11 protein-coding genes are annotated in these 15,417 nt (G+C 60.5%); 5 read left to right on the top strand and 6 right to left on the bottom strand.

Features of this window, described 5'->3' with window-relative positions:
- Positions 1-95: 95 nt before the first annotated feature.
- Positions 96-236: a hypothetical protein gene (locus tag QO005_RS02880; protein ID WP_307156438.1), complete on the bottom strand. Its 141-nt coding sequence runs from the start codon at positions 234-236 to the stop codon at positions 96-98.
- Positions 237-410: 174 nt separating this feature from the next.
- On the opposite strand from QO005_RS02880, the gene QO005_RS02875 reads away from it, so the two are divergent.
- Positions 411-587 carry a hypothetical protein gene (locus tag QO005_RS02875; protein ID WP_307156437.1) on the top strand — a complete coding sequence of 59 codons (177 nt, stop codon included), beginning with the start codon at positions 411-413 and terminating at the stop codon, positions 585-587.
- A 108-nt stretch (positions 588-695) separates the two neighbouring features.
- On the opposite strand, the gene QO005_RS02870 is transcribed toward QO005_RS02875, so the two are convergent.
- The 3 genes from QO005_RS02870 to QO005_RS02860 form a co-directional block, all read right to left on the bottom strand.
- Positions 696-1,586 (bottom strand): uracil-DNA glycosylase, encoded by an 891-nt coding sequence (locus QO005_RS02870; RefSeq protein ID WP_307156436.1) that lies wholly within the window; start codon positions 1,584-1,586, stop codon positions 696-698.
- Between the two features lie 39 nt (positions 1,587-1,625).
- A complete protein-coding gene (locus QO005_RS02865; RefSeq protein WP_307156435.1) occupies positions 1,626-2,921 on the bottom strand; it encodes an Hsp70 family protein in 1,296 nt (431 codons plus the stop codon).
- 86 nt (positions 2,922-3,007) lie between these two features.
- On the bottom strand, positions 3,008-4,111 hold the full coding sequence (locus QO005_RS02860) for a branched-chain amino acid aminotransferase (protein WP_307156434.1): 1,104 nt from the start codon (positions 4,109-4,111) through the stop codon (positions 3,008-3,010).
- A 193-nt stretch (positions 4,112-4,304) separates the two neighbouring features.
- On the opposite strand from QO005_RS02860, the gene QO005_RS02855 reads away from it, so the two are divergent.
- A complete protein-coding gene (locus QO005_RS02855) occupies positions 4,305-5,840 on the top strand; it encodes a tyrosinase family protein (RefSeq protein WP_307156433.1) in 1,536 nt (511 codons plus the stop codon).
- A 112-nt stretch (positions 5,841-5,952) separates the two neighbouring features.
- On the opposite strand, the gene QO005_RS02850 is transcribed toward QO005_RS02855, so the two are convergent.
- On the bottom strand, positions 5,953-7,614 hold the full coding sequence (locus QO005_RS02850) for an electron transfer flavoprotein-ubiquinone oxidoreductase (protein WP_307156432.1): 1,662 nt from the start codon (positions 7,612-7,614) through the stop codon (positions 5,953-5,955).
- Positions 7,615-7,888: 274 nt separating this feature from the next.
- Positions 7,889-9,739, bottom strand: coding sequence for a DNA helicase RecQ (gene recQ / locus QO005_RS02845; protein ID WP_307156431.1), 1,851 nt, complete (start codon positions 9,737-9,739; stop codon positions 7,889-7,891).
- Positions 9,740-10,021: 282 nt separating this feature from the next.
- Between recQ and QO005_RS02840 the strand changes: the two genes are divergently transcribed.
- From QO005_RS02840 to QO005_RS02830, 3 genes are all read left to right on the top strand, one after another.
- On the top strand, positions 10,022-10,807 hold the full coding sequence (locus QO005_RS02840) for an SDR family oxidoreductase (protein ID WP_307156430.1): 786 nt from the start codon (positions 10,022-10,024) through the stop codon (positions 10,805-10,807).
- A gap of 183 nt (positions 10,808-10,990) precedes the next feature.
- Positions 10,991-12,250 carry an efflux RND transporter periplasmic adaptor subunit gene (locus tag QO005_RS02835; protein WP_307156429.1) on the top strand — a complete coding sequence of 420 codons (1,260 nt, stop codon included), beginning with the start codon at positions 10,991-10,993 and terminating at the stop codon, positions 12,248-12,250.
- Positions 12,247-15,378, top strand: coding sequence for an efflux RND transporter permease subunit (locus tag QO005_RS02830; RefSeq protein WP_307156428.1), 3,132 nt, complete (start codon positions 12,247-12,249; stop codon positions 15,376-15,378). Before QO005_RS02835 ends, QO005_RS02830 begins: the two co-directional genes overlap by 4 nt.
- The last annotated feature ends 39 nt before the right edge of the window (positions 15,379-15,417 follow it).

Below are 15,417 nucleotides of genomic sequence, written 5' to 3'. Positions count from 1 at the left end.
GCGCTTGTTCGCTGCCATTCAATCCCATCCCGTTCAACAGAACACCCATCCTGATTGAGTTTTGACCCTAGAGCAGACATGGACGAAAGAAAGATTTAGAGCGGAATGCCGCTCTTGGCTTTGCCATCATTCTGGTGACGACCGGCATTGCGATATTCGGCGGCAATGCCAACGGCGGCTCCGATCTGTTCAAAGGTCTGGCGAAGGCTGTTCAACGGCTTGAAGCGGGTTTTCATGTTTCATTCCTCGGGGCGTTACATAGTGTGTTTTTACGCATTTCCGGACGGAAAACCGGATTCCACTTTTCTCGGGACAATGCTTTAGGCGCACACCACGACAAAGCTATTCGGGAGGCGGATATTCTGAACGGGCACTCGATCAGAGCGCTATCCGGCGCGCAAGGATTGGCCATGAAGGCCGAGAAGCCGCAATTCATCAAGCTTGGCCCAGACGCGACCGGTCAATTGTTCTGTCGCGGCAAAGACGCTTCTGTGATGGCCATGGCGGCGGTGAGGCCCGGCAAGGCGGAGATTTTCAAAGTTGCTGTGCAACGGATTGCGATTGCGGCTCATCGTCCTGGTTCCTGATTCGGCTTCCTCCCAAGACGTTCCTAATATTGCAGCGCAACATCAATATTTCAATCGTTCTGATCGGATGACTGATATGCGCCAGCCGCAATTCAGGGTTAAGGCATGTTAACCCTGAATACCTCTGCTGCGCAGTTCCTGGCGGAAGGTCAGAAGATCCTGCCAGGCCAGCGCCTTGGTGGCGGGGGCCAGCAACAGTTCCTGCGGGTGAAAGGTGGCCATGACCGGGCTCGTATGGCCGCCTGCGGCGAGTTCGCGCCACTGGCCGCGCACGGCATGAATGGTAGCCTGCGGCGCGAGAAAAAACCGGGCGGTGAAATTACCGAGCAGCAGCACCGCCTTTGGCTCGGAAAGGGCAATTTGCCGTTCGATAAAGGGTCGGCAAATGTCCGCTTCGGCAGGAGAGGGGACGCGGTTGCCCGGCGGACGCCAGGGAATGGCGGTGGTCAAAAGCACATCCTGCCGGGCAAGGCCAATGGATTGCAGCATGCGGTCGAGCAACGTCCCTGCACGGCCGGAGAAAGCCAGTCCCTCGCGATCGTCATCGGCGGAGGGCATGGGGCCGATAATCATGACGCCGCTTTTGGCCGAGCCCTCGGCAAACAGAGTAGAGCGGGCGCTGGCCTTGAGATTGCACCCTGCAAAGCTTTCCAGCGCCGCCCGTAACTCTTCAAGCGAGCGGGCGCTTTCGGCGGCAAAGCGCGCATCGGCAATGGCCTTGTCATCGGGAATGACGATGGGCGTGGTGGGCTGTGGACGTGGCGGCGGGCTGCGCTCCGGCGTTGCCCGGCTCTGGGGTCCATTGGAGGATGCGGAAGGGGTAGCCTCCCTTGCGGGCGGTTGAGCCGGCTGCCGCGCGCCACGCGCCTGCTTTTCCGCAGCAAATTCCGCCACGCGATCCACCGCCACCTCTTCCAGCAGCCAGTCCACGCCAGCATCGGCGTGAAAGGCGAGAAGGGCAGCAAGTTCGGCGGCGGTCATGTCGCTCGGCTGGATCATATCGTCACTTTACAGGAGGCAGAGCGGCGTTGGAACCGGTCACTGCGCCGTCCACATGCCAATATCGTCCCGCCGCCCGATCAGGGCCAGACCATGGGCGATGGACACCAGCTCGCCGCCGGTTTCGATGCGGTCGGCCTCGAAGCGGCGGGTAAAGATGGTGCGGACGGCGGGCACGAAAGAGGTGCCGCCGGTGAGAAACACCTTGTCGATGCTGCCTGCCGGGGTGTCGGTCTTGGCCAGAACCTCATCCAGCGCTTCTTCAATGCGCGCCACGTCGGCAGCGATCCAGCCTTCGAAGTCCTGGCGCTTGACCATCTTGCGACCGGCCTTGCCCAGCGGGCTGAAATGAAACTCGGCTTCCTCCTGGGAGGATAGCGCCATCTTCGTGGCCGAGACCGCCTGATAAAGCGGATAGCCTTCATCATGCTCCACAAGATCGATGAAGAGTTCCAGCTTTTCCGGCTCCAGCGATTGCCGCAGCAATTGCTTCAGATCCTGAAACTCCCGCGAGGTCTTGAAGACGGAGAGCTGGTTCCAGCGCGAAAAGCTGGTGTAATAATTGCTCGGCACATCCAGCACCTTGTCGAAGCTCTTGAACTGGCTGCCCTTACCGATTTCCGGCGCCACCAGATGCTCGATGATGCGCGCATCGAACTGGTCGCCTGCCAGCCCCACGCCGGAATAGCCGACCGGGGTCGCCGAAAGCTTGCCCGCCTGGCGCTCGAAGCGGATCAGCGAATAGTCGGTGGTGCCGCCGCCGAAATCGGCTACCAGCACGGTCGCATCCTTTTGCAAGTGCTGGGCGAAATAGAAGGCAGCCGCCACCGGCTCATAGACATAATGGATTTCCGGGAAGCCCAGCCGCGTCAGCGCTTCATTATAACGTCTGAGCGCCAGTTCCGCATCGGGCGAAGCACCGGCAAAATGCACCGGCCGTCCCGCCACAATGCGCTTGACGGCGGTGGGCCAGCCATCGCCCGCATAGGCTTCCAGCCGCCTGAGGAACACTTCCATCAGATCCTCGAACTCGAAGCGCCGTGCATGCACCAGCGTCGCCTGGAAAAGCGGCGAGGCGGCGAAGGTCTTGATCGATTGCAGGAAGCGGCATTCGCCAGGATTGTCGATGAACTGGCGGATCGCCGCCTGGCCTGCCTCCACCTTGAGCGCGCGTGCGCCAAGCTGGGCATCTTTCATGAAGGAAAGGGCGGTGCGCATGCTGTCAGTTTCGCCCGCCGCGGACGTAAACCGCACCGAATGGGTGGAGAGCGCATCATCGGCCACGGCCAGCACGGTATTGGTGGTGCCGAAATCCAGTCCCAGGGCGTCGGACATAATTTTTATCCTCATAAAATTTCAAAAGCAGAGCGCCGATGCAGCGGTTGCCCGCTGCATCGGCGCTCGTGAAAATCCTGATTTGATCAGAGACCCGGAATGGCCTGAACCCAGTTGTGCTGGTCGTTGCTCTGGCCGCGCTGGATGCTGACCAGCTTTTCGCGCAGCTTCAGCGTGACCTCGCCGGTCTCGCCGCCATTGATCTTGAATTCTCCGCCCGGAAACTTCACCGTGCCGATGCCGGCCACCACGGCGGCGGTGCCGCAGGCGAAGGCTTCCTTTACCTTGCCGCTTTCGGCATCGGCCTTCCAGTCCTCGAAGGAATAGGGCCGTTCATGCACGGTCAGCCCTTCGTCGCGGGCCAGCGTGATCAAGGAATTGCGGGTAATGCCGGGCAGAATGGTGCCGCCGAGCGGCGGGGTGACCAGCGATCCGTCATCCATGACGAAGAAGACATTCATGCCGCCTAGTTCTTCAACCCATTTATGCTCCGCAGCGTCGAGAAACACCACCTGATCGCAGCCCTGGGCCTGGGCCTCTGCCTGGGCAACAAGGCTTGCGGCATAATTGCCGCCGCACTTGGCCGCACCCGTGCCGCCCGGCGCGGCGCGGGTGTATTTGGCCGTGGCCCAGATGGTGACGGGCTTGGCGCCACCCTTGAAATAGGGGCCGACCGGCGAGGCGATGACGCAGAAGATATACTCCCGGGCCGGGCGCACACCGAGAAAGGCTTCCGACGCAAACATGAACGGGCGAAGATAAAGGCTGCCTTCACCCGTCGGGATCCACTTGGCATCCGCCTGCACCAGCTTTTCCACCGCTTGCAGGAACAGGTCTTCCGGAAGCTCCGGCATGGACATGCGGCGGGCCGATTCATTGAAACGGCGGGCGTTCTCTTCCGGGCGGAACAGCACGGCCTTGCCCTCGGCGCTACGATAGGCCTTCATGCCCTCGAAGATTTCCTGGGCATAATGCAGCACGGCAGAAGCCGGATCGACAGGGAAGGGCGCCCGCGCCGTAATTTCCGCCCCATGCCAGCCGCGATCCATGCTCCAGCGGATCACCGCCATATGATCGGAAAACAGCGTACCAAAGCCCAGGTTCTCAAAGGCCTTGAGGCGGTCTGCCTCCGGCATGGGGTTGCTGTTCGGATGGAAAGTGAAATCTACGGATGCTGTTTCGACGGCCATGGCACTCAATTTCCGAAGCTTGATCTGTGCTGAAAAGGTCCCGCTCTACTACCTGCTTTTAAAGCGATTACAAAGGAGAAATATCTATTTACGTGCCTACGAATTTTCTGAAATACCCCTTCAAATTCAGGATTGTTTTTATAAGGAATAATGCAACTTATGGGGCGTTTTTTCTATTTGAGGTGGGGATTTCATGATCGATCGTAGAACAGTGCTTTTATCATCCATGGCCGCGGTCGCGGCATCGCTGCTGCCGGTGGATGGCGAAGCGAAGACCAAGATCAAGCGCACGCGCTATAATGTTTCCAGCGAGAAGGGCCAGAAAATGCTGGCCATCTACGCCAGGGCCGTCAACAAAATGAAAACGCTGAGCGATCAGGACCCGCTGTCCTGGACATTCCAGTGGTTCATTCATGCTGCGCCGACCGACAAGGCCGTCGTCATCAATGAAGTTTATGGCAATGTCCCTTCCAAGAACCGCGATCTGGCGCTGGCCAGTTGGTGGACATGCCAACCGCATTCCAAGGGGCAGCCGGGGGATTATTTTCTCCCCTGGCATCGGCTCTACGTCCTGCAGTTCGAGGAAATCATCCGGCAAGTTTCCGGCGTAGCGGAATTCACGCTGCCCTATTGGGATTACACCAATCCCGCCCAATATTCCATTCCGCCGCAGTTCCAGAAGGCCAGTATGAATGACCCCAAATGGGCACCGTTGTTCGTCATCGACCGGAATCTGGACAGTTCCGAAGATCAGACGGCGGATGTGAACGCTGGCGAACCGCTGAACAAGTACTATCCGGGTGATGAAAATCCGTTGGTCCTGCCGCCGATGGCAGGGGTTCCCTATTCGGAATTCTGTGATCAGCTTGACGATAATCTGCATGGCATGGTGCATGTTCTGACCGGGAATGGCGAAACCAACATGGGCGTGGTGCCTTGGGCGGCCAAGGATCCGGTATTCTGGCTTCACCACTGCAATATTGACCGTATCTGGTATAACTGGAGCGTGCTGGGAGGAAAAAATCCCTCGGAGACGGGTGGGACGAACTGGCAGGACATCCATTTTGTGTTTCCGACCCCACAGGGCACGGCGCAGAACCCGTCCTTCAGTTCCGTGGCCGATATCGCTACGCTGCCCTATGATTATGAAGACCTTCCCGAACCGCCAGCCAAGACGTCTGTGCCTGTTGCAGCGCTTGCCAAGCCGCTCCTTGTCGCGCAGGTAACACCGGAAGCCGCCGCAAAGGTCTCCACCACACAGGACGGCATTGCCTTGGGCGATCAGCCAATCACGCTGCCGCTTGCGCCAGTTGTCCAGCAGCAGGCCGAAGCGAACAGCCGTCTTCAGGCCACCGGCGGCTCCGCGCAGCGGGTTGTTATTATCCTCAAAAACATCACCGCCAATGAAAATCCCGGTGCGCTGTTCAAGGTCTATCTGGAAGTGAAAAATACCGCCGATGGTCAATCCGTCAGGCGTTATGCCGGGGTGCTGAACTTCTTCAGCCTCATCAAACACGGCTCTCACGGAGGCAGCGATCCGCATGCAGGCCACGCCATGGCAGGCGATGCATCGGAAGATGTGACCTTCGATATCAGCAGGCTCGTGCAGTCGAACGCGATCTCGGCCGACCAATTGGCTGCGGCCTCGGTCACGCTCGTGCCGGTGGGCAAGGTGAAGCTCGGCTCTGCCCCGCAGATCAAGGGCGGTATTGAGGTTCAATTGCGCTGAAAAACAGAGAGCGGTTCAGTGTTTTCGAAAAACGCTGAACCGCTCTCATTTTTGAAGGGGCAACAGCCCGATTTTGTTTGCAAATGTCCGTGCGGCCCTATTTCCCCGAATACTACATATTCGGATAAACAGGTCCTTCGCCGCCTTGGGGCGGAACCCAGGTGATGTTCTGGTTCGGGTCCTTGATGTCGCAGGTCTTGCAGTGCACGCAGTTCTGGGCGTTGATCACGAAGGTCGGCTCGCCTTCCTTTTCCACCCATTCATAGACCCCGGCGGGACAGTAGCGCGTGGACGGGCCTGCATAGATGTCGTGCTCGGAGCGTTTCTGCAACTCCATATCCTTCACCTTGAGGTGCACCGGCTGGTCTTCCTCGTGATTGGTGTTGGAGAGGAAGACGGAAGAGAGCCGGTCGAAGGTCAGCACGCCATCCGGCTTGGGATAGTCGATCTTCTTGTGCTGCGCCGCCGGTTCCAGGCTTTCGGCATCGGTCTTGCCATGCTTCAGGGTGCCGAAGAATGACGCGCCGAAAAGCTGGTTGGTCCACATGTCGAGGCCGCCCAGCGCCACGCCGATGGCGGTGCCGAAGCGTGACCAGAGCGGCTTGACATTGCGCACCCGCTTCAGATCGGTGCCGATCAGGCTGTCGCGCCACTGGTTTTCGATTTCCACCGGCTCGTCATTGGCGCGGCCCGCCGCAATCGCCTCGGCAATGCTGTTGGCGGCCATGATGCCGGAGAGTACGGCATTGTGGGAGCCCTTGATACGCGGCACGTTGACGAAACCCGCCGAACAGCCGAGCAGCGCCCCGCCGGGGAAGGAGAGCTTCGGAACCGACTGGAACCCGCCTTCGGTAATGGCGCGCGCACCGTAGGACAGGCGCTTTGCCCCCTCGAAGGTGCCGCGAATGGCCGGATGCGTCTTGAAGCGCTGGAATTCCTCGAAGGGATAGAGATAGGGGTTCTTGTAGTTGAGATGCACCACGAAGCCCACCGCCACCATATTGTCTTCCAGGTGGTAGAGGAAGGAGCCTCCGCCCGTCTTCATGTCCAGCGGCCAGCCGAAGGAGTGCTGCACCAGCCCGGGCTTATGGTTTTCCGGCCTGACCTGCCAGAGTTCCTTGATGCCGATGCCGAATTTCTGGACGTCGCTGTCCTTCGCCAGATTGAATTTGGCGATCAGTTGCTTGGCCAGCGAGCCGCGAACGCCTTCGCCGATCAGCACATATTTGCCGAGAAGCGCCATGCCGCGCGTATAGTTCGGGCCGGGTTCGCCATTGCGCTCGATGCCCATGTCGCCGGTGGCGACGCCGATCACCGCGCCTTCGTCATTATAGAGCAGTTCCGTGGCGGCAAAACCCGGATAGATTTCCACGCCCAGCGCTTCGGCATGGGCGCCCAGCCACCGACAGACATTGCCGAGCGAGACGATGTAGTTGCCGTGATTGCTCATCAGCGGCGGCATGAAGGCGTTTGGCAGGCGAATGGAGCCGGCAGGCCCCAGGAACAGGAAATGATCGTCCGTCACCGCCGTCTTGAAAGGATGGTCGGCCTCTTCACGCCAGCCGGGAATGAGCAGGTCCACGCCCACCGGATCGACCACGGCGCCAGAGAGAATATGCGCGCCGACCTCCGCGCCCTTCTCGAGAACGACGACGGAAAGCTCGGGATTGACCTGCTTCAGCCGGATCGCCGCCGAAAGACCGGCAGGACCCGCCCCGACGATCACCACGTCGAATTCCATGCTCTCGCGCTCGGGCAATTCCATCTCGCTCATCGTCATCCTCCGTTCGGCACCTGCATAATGCCTTAAATCGGAATCGATTTGAGGTGAAAATTATGCAGCAGATTTAAAGTTTTACAGCGCCCTTTGTGCGGTTGATAAAACGCACGGCGCTGTAGACCCTGCGTTTCTCCCTTCCTTGTCAAATGCTAACAGACTTGTCGAGCCGGGTTGCGACCCGTACTTGTTCGAATTTCGACAGGAGCCCATTCGGCGCAAGAATATCTTCCGTTTACGTGCACGTCAAATAACTTTCGCCGTCCCGGCGTCACGCATGCTCGTGAATGACCTCAAGAAAGGCCTCGCCAAACCGCTCGAGCTTGGAATTGCCGACGCCGGAGATGTCCAGCATGTCCTCCCGGGTCAGCGGGCGCTCGGAGGCCATGGCGATCAGCGTCGTATCCGGGAAGATGACATAGGGTGGGACGGCCAGATCCTGCGCCAGTTCGCGCCGCAGGGTGCGCAGCGCTTCGAACAGCGCCAGATCCCCCTCGTGAAGCTGTGCCTTGGCCTTGGACCCCGCGCCGGAAAAGCTTTGCCGCGCGGCTTTTCCCCGGCTGGGGCGATCCTTGCGAAAGCGGATTTCGCGTTCCCGCTTGAAGACGGCGCGGGCGCTTTCATCCAGTTTCAGCGCCCCGAAGGCAGCGTGATCCACGAAGATCAGGCCCGCCGCCAGCAATTGCCGGTAGACGGAAGACCAGGTCTTGGCGGGCAGGTCCTTTCCCGCGCCGAAAACCGGCATGTCCACATGGCCGAAACGGCTGGTCTTCTCATTCACTGTGCCGGTCAGTACATCCACCAGATGGCCCGTGCCGAAGCGCTCGCCGGTGCGGTAAATGGCGGCCAGCGCCTTGATCGCCGCCTCGGTGCCGTCCCAGGTTTCCACCGGTTTCAGGCAGGTGTCGCAATTGCCGCACTGGCCGCCATGCGCCTCGCCAAAATGCGCCAGAATCGCCTGGCGGCGGCAGCCGGGCGTTTCGCAGATGGCCAGCAGCGCGTTTAGCTTGGCGCGCTCCACCCGCTTTACGTCTTCGCTGGCGCCACCCTCATCGATCATCTTGCCGCGATGAATGACATCGGCCATGCCATAAGCCATCCACACCTCGGATGGCAGGCCGTCGCGACCGGCCCGCCCGGTTTCCTGGTAATAGGCCTCTACCGAACCCGGCAGGTCGAGATGCGCCACATAGCGCACATTCGGCTTGTCGATGCCCATGCCGAAGGCGACGGTTGCCACCAGACAAAGTTCCTCTTCCTTCAGGAAGGCATCCTGATGGGCATCGCGCTTTGCCCGGTCCATACCGGCGTGATAGGGCAGGGCGCGAATGCCCTCACCATTCAGCCAGTCTGCCGTCTCCTCCACCTTGGCGCGGGACAGGCAATAAACAATGCCGCTTTCGCCCTTGTGGCGGGAGAGAAAGCGCAAAAGCTGCTGGCGCGGCTGGTCCCGCTCCACGATCTCATAGGCAATGTTCGGGCGATCGAAGGAAGTGGTGAACACTTCCGCATCCTGCAGCCCCAAACGCTCGATAATATCATCGCGCGTATGCGGATCAGCCGTCGCCGTCAGCGCCATGCGCGGCACGCCAGGATAAAGCGTGGCCAGCTTGCCGAGTTCCCGATATTCCGGACGGAAATCATGCCCCCATTGCGAAACGCAATGGGCCTCGTCAATGGCAAACAGCGCAATCCGCACCCCGTTCATCAATTCCTGAAAGGCGGGCGTGACGATGCGTTCCGGCGTGACGTAGAGAAAATCCAGATCAACCCCCGCCAACTGGCGGCGCACCTCCAGATAATCCTCCCGCGCGAGCGAGGAATTGAGCGCCGCCGCCTTGACGCCAAGCTGCGCAAGCGCTGTCACCTGATCGCGCATCAGCGCAATCAGCGGCGAGACCACGATGCCGACCCCCGGCCTGCACAGCGCCGGGATCTGGAAGCACAGCGATTTGCCAGCACCCGTTGGAAACAGCACCACGGCATCGCCGCCCGCCACCACACGCTCCACCACCGCCGCCTGCTTGCCGCGAAAGGCGCTGTAACCATAAACGCGCTGAAGAACCTCCAGCGGCGTTGCGGGTCGGGCGTCGTTGGGTGCGGGGGCAGAGTTTTGAGGCATCGTCGTCCTTTACACTGATCTTGCAGGCTGTTTTTAAAGCATTTCCAGGAAAAGTGGAATCCGGTTTTCCGTCCGGAAATGCGTAAAAACAAAGAGTTAGAGCATGTCGCGCAAAAGTGTGCAGCGGTTTTGCGAGAACGACATGCGTTAAACCAAGAACGTAAAGCACGTTGCATGAGGCTGATAAGCCGCAACGTGCTTTTGAGCGCCGCCAAAACCATTTCACACTTTTGCGGGAAAGGTTTACCCTTTGCCGCCCCCAACAGAAAAGAGGAAACATCCATGGATTTCGGCATTTCCGGTAAGCGCGCCCTCGTTCTTGCCGCCTCGCGCGGCCTTGGGGCGGGCATTGCCCGGGCGCTGGCCGCCGAAGGGGCGCATGTGCTGATCTGCGGTCGCACGGAGGAGCGTTTGAAGGCCAATTGCGCCGAGATCGAAGCCCTTGGCGGCAAGGCCGATTACGTCGTGGCCGATCTTGCCGATGCGCATTTCGTCGATGCCATGCTGCATGCCGTCAAGGAAAAGCTCGGCGGTATCGATATTCTCGTCAACAATACCGGTGGCCCGACGCCCGGACTGGCGGAAGAGATGGATGCCGACAAGCTCTACACATTCTTCCAGACCATGGTGGTGCGCGTCATTACCCTGACCAATGCGCTTTTGCCGCTGATGAAGACGCAAGGTTTCGGCCGCATCCTGACGGTGGCCTCCTCCGGTGTCATCGAGCCCATTGCCAATCTTGCGCTCTCCAACACGCTGCGCGGCGCTCTGGTGGGCTGGAACAAGACCTTGTCTTCGGAAGTGGCCTCCTTCGGCGTCACAGCCAATCTGCTGTTGCCGGGCCGCATCCATACCGACCGGATCGATCAACTGGATGGGGCCAATGCCAAGCGGCAGGGCAAGAGCCTGGAAGAAGTACGTAGCGCATCGATCAAATCGATTCCCGCCGGGCGGCTTGGGTCTGTGGAAGAATTCGCGGCAGTTGCCGCCTTTTTATGCTCGGCTCCGGCGGCCTATGTCACGGGCGCAATGCTTCGCGTGGATGGTGGCGCCGCAAAATCGCTCTGATAGGTTTAGCATAGGCGCTTCATTACAGGAATTTAAGGGAAAGTCACCGCTTGTTGATCATTTGCGATGGCTTCCTTTATTTCCGCGTTATCCGTTTTACACGATGATGGGCCATGACGTTACGCTGCCGGCGGTCGTGCCGGATAAAACTCTACTGATCAACGCAATCGTGTCAGGCCCGATATGAAAAAACTTCTGCTCACCTCCGCACTCCTGGTGGTCATTGCCGCCAGCGGGTGGGTTTATCGAGACCGTCTCCCATTTCTGCAGCAGGGCGCGAACCAGCCCGGGGCCGAGCAGAAACAGACGGCGGACAATCAGAACGCCGGCGGTTCTGGCGATGCCGGCGGCAAGCGCAGCGGCAATCGCCGTGGCGGCGGCGGTCCGGCAGCTGTGAAAACGGTCACGGCCTCGATCACCAATCTGCCGATCGACGCCACCGCGACCGGCTGGGCTGAGGCCGATGACACGACGACGATTGCCGCCCTTCAGGCCGGTCTCGTTACCTCCATCGAGGCCAAGGATGGACAGGAGATCAAGGAAGGTGCGCTGATCGCCAAGCTGGATGACCGCGTCGCCCGCGCCACCGTCGACAAGGACCGCGCCAACATCGCTTCCGCCGAGGCGACGCTCGCCGAAGCGGAAGCCGCTTTCCAGCGCGCTGCCAGTCTTGTGAAGCAGAGCGCGCAATCGCAGCAGACCTATGAGCAGGCCAAGGCGGCACGCGATTCGGCGGCCGCCTCGCTCGATGCTTACAAGGCAACGCTGGAATCCGATCAGGTGACGCTTGAGCACATGGAAATCCGCGCCCCCTATGACGGGCGGCTCGGCAGCGTCCAGCTCAGCCCCGGCGCCTATGTCAGTGCCGGTTCCACCATCGTCACCATCACCCGCTACAATCCGATCTATGTGAAGTTCCAGATGTCGGAGCGTTACCTGCCGCATCTGCGCCGCGCCTTTGCCGACAAGACGGTGCCGGTGGATGTCGATCCGATGGCAACCGGCGGCGAGCCGGATCGCGGGGTGCTCAGCTTCTTCGACAACACGGTGGACAGCACCTCCGGGACCGTGGCCGTCAAGGCGCGGTTCGAAAACAGCAAGGGCACGCTCTGGCCCGGCCAGAGCGTCAATGTCACCGTGCGCTTCGGCACCGATGACAAGAACATCGTCGTGCCGACGGTTGCCGTGCGCCCCGGTGCCGATGGCAATTTCGTCTACACTGTCGATGACAGCCACAAGGCGCGGATGACGCCGGTCAAGGTGCTGCGCTCCAATGGCGACATGACGGCCATTGCCTCTGGCCTGAAGGAAGGCCAGCGCGTGGTGGTCGAGGGTCTCGCCCAGCTTGCCGATGGCCAGCCGGTGTCGGAACAGGTGGCCGATACGCCGAAACCCGCCTCCAAGACCGTTGCTGAAAACACCACCCAGGAGGCCAGCCCGTGATCCCGGCATTCTGCATCAACCGTCCTGTCGCCACGACGCTGCTTGCCATCGGTCTGGTGCTGGCGGGGCTGGCGGGCTACCGGCTGTTGCCGGTGGCGGCGCTGCCGAAGGTGGATTTTCCCACCATCAACGTTTCCGCCTCGCTGTCCGGCGCATCGCCGGAAACCATGGCAACCTCGGTGACAACGCCGCTGGTCAAGCAGTTCCAGACCATTCCGGGCATTACCGAAATCAGCGCCACCAACACGCTCGGCAATACCTCGATCGTCTTGCAGTTCGACCTGAACCGCGACATCGACGCTGCCGCCGCCGATGTGCAATCGGCCATTTCGCGCAGTACCCGGCAATTGCCGTCGAACATGACAAGCACGCCGAGCTACCGCAAGACCAACCCGGCAGATGCGCCGATCCTGATCCTGGCCGTGCGCAGCGATGAAATGCCGCGCAGCAAGGTGGACGATATCGCCAACAACATCATCTCGCCGCTGCTTTCCACCCTTCCGGGCGTGGCGCAGGTCAGTATCTACGGCTCCCAGACCTATGCGGTGCGCATCGGGGTCGATCCCTCGAAGCTCGAGGCGCGCGGGCTCGGCGTCGATACGCTGACCACGGCGGTGGCCAATGCCAATAGCCAGTTGCCCATCGGCACGCTGTCCAGTTCCAACCAGGAACTGACCATCGAGGCCAATACGCAGCGCATCAATGCCGACCAGTTCAAGTCGCTGGTGATCGCTACCAGCAATGGCGCACCGATCCACCTGGGCGACGTTGCCGACGTGCAGGACAGCGTGGAAAATCTCGAAGCAGGCAGCTGGTATGATGGCAAGCGCGCCATCGTGCTGGCCGTCCAGCGCCAGCCGGATGCCAATACGGTGGCCGTGGTGGACGAGATCATGGCCAAGCTGCCAGCGCTGCGCAAGCAATTGCCGCCTTCCGTCTCGATCAATGTCATGAACGACGCTTCCACCTCCATCCGCGAGGCGGTGCATGACGTGGAATTCACCCTGATGCTGACCATCGCCCTGGTCGTCATGGTGATCTATCTCTTCACCGGCCATTTGACGGCCACCGTCATTCCCGGCCTTGCGGTGCCACTGTCGCTGATATCCACCTGCGGCGCGATGTATGTCCTCGGCTACAGTATCGACAACATCTCGCTTCTGGCGCTCACCCTGTCGGTGGGGCTGGTGGTGGATGACGCCATCGTCATGCTGGAAAACATTCTCCGGCTGGTGGAAGAGGGCATGCCGGTGCGTGAGGCGGCCCTGAAAGGGGCCGCGGAAGTCAGCTATACCATTATCTCCATGTCGATTTCGCTGGTTGCGGTCTTTATTCCCATCCTGCTGATGGGCGGCGTCATCGGGCGTATTTTCAACGAATTCGGCATGGTGGTGACGCTCGCCATCCTGTCCTCGGCGGTGGTGTCGCTCACCGTCACGCCCATGCTGGGCGCACGGCTTTCGGCCCATTCCAGCAACCCGCCCTGGGTGATCCGCCAGTTCGACAAGGGCTTTGCCTGGACGCTCTCCGGTTACGACCGCTCGGTTGCCTGGTGCATCCGCCATCGCTTCACGGTGATGATGGTGTTCTTCGCTTCGGTCGCCGCCTCCGGCTGGCTGTTCTACACCCTGCCGCAGAGCTTCTTCCCGCAGGAAGACGTGGGCCGTCTCTCGATCTCGACCCGCGCCCGCGAAGACATCTCCTATGACACGATGAGCGAGTTGCAGTCGCAGGTCGCAGCCATTGTCAAGGCCAATCCGGCTGTCGAGCATGTCACCTCCATTGTCGGCGGCAATACCCGCAGCCCGCTCAACAATGGTTCGCTCAATGTGCAGCTGAAGCCCAAGGAGGAGCGTCCGCCCTTGCAGCAGACGCTCGGCGAACTGCGCCGCAGCCTCAGCAAGATCGCCGGCATCCAGAGTTATATCACCCCGCAGCAGAGCCTGCGTCTGGGTGGCAGAAGCACGGCCAGCCTCTATCAGCTGGTGGTGCAGGGCCTGGATTCCAGCGAGACCAACCATTGGTCCGACGTGATGCTCAAGGCGATGAAGTCGGATCACCTCTTCACCGATGTGACCTCGGATTCGCAGAACAACGCCATTTCCGCCACCATCGGCATCGATATGGAAAAGGCGGCAGCCTTCGGCATCACCAGCGATCAGCTGCGCAAGACGCTGGAAATGGCCTTCAGCGGCTATACGGCGGCGCAGATCCAGTCGACCGGCGACAGCTATGACGTCATCGTCGAATTCGACAAGAACCGGCAGTGGACGGATGAATTCCTGAAGGAAATCCGCATCCGCTCGGCCACGACGGGCTCGCTGGTGCCGCTCTCCAACTTCGCCAAGGTGGAGCGCCGGGAAGCACCGGTGGCGATCAACCAGAACGGCCAGCTCGTTGCCACCACCATCTCATTCAACCTGCCGGAAGGCGTATCTCTCAGCCAGGCCACCGACCGGATCGACGAGATCAAGCGGGAAGTGGGCGTGCCGGACGATGTGTTCACCACCTATGGCGGTACGGCGCAGATCTTCAAGGATTCGCAGGGCAGCACCGGCATCCTGATCCTGGCGGCGGTGCTCACCATCTATGTGGTGCTGGGCGTGCTTTATGAAAGCTTCATCCACCCGCTGACCATTCTGTCCGGTCTGCCGGCTGCGGCCTTCGGGGCGCTGCTGTCGCTGAAGCTTCTCGGCTTCGACATGTCGATCATCGCCCTGATCGGCCTGCTGATGCTGATCGGTATCGTCAAGAAGAACGCCATCATGATGATCGACGTGGCGGTGGAACTCATCCGCGACGAGGGGCAGACGGCGGCCAAGGCCATTCACGAAGCCTGCGTGCGCCGTTTCCGCCCGATCATGATGACCACCTTCTGCGCCCTTCTCGGCGCGCTGCCCATCGCCATGGGCGAGGGCGCCAGCTCCGAGCTACGCCAGCCGCTCGGCATTGCCGTGGTGGGCGGTCTGGTGGTGTCGCAGCTGCTGACGCTGTTCATCACCCCGGTGATCTTCCTGGAAATGGACCGCTTCGAGAAGTTCCTCGGCAGGCTCTTCCGCCGCAAGCACCACGACAGCGCCGCCAACAGCGATTCCGAACCGCCCCGTTCGGCTATCGCAGCGGAATAATACGAAGAGTCATTGAAAATGACGCTTCGTATTTCATTT

The sequence above is a fragment of the Allorhizobium paknamense genome, assembly GCF_030815125.1.
GTDB classification, from domain to species: Bacteria; Pseudomonadota; Alphaproteobacteria; order Rhizobiales; family Rhizobiaceae; genus Allorhizobium; species Allorhizobium paknamense.
The sequence above is the reverse complement of the archived record's forward strand: the minus strand, read 5'-3'. Positions and strand labels throughout refer to the sequence as shown.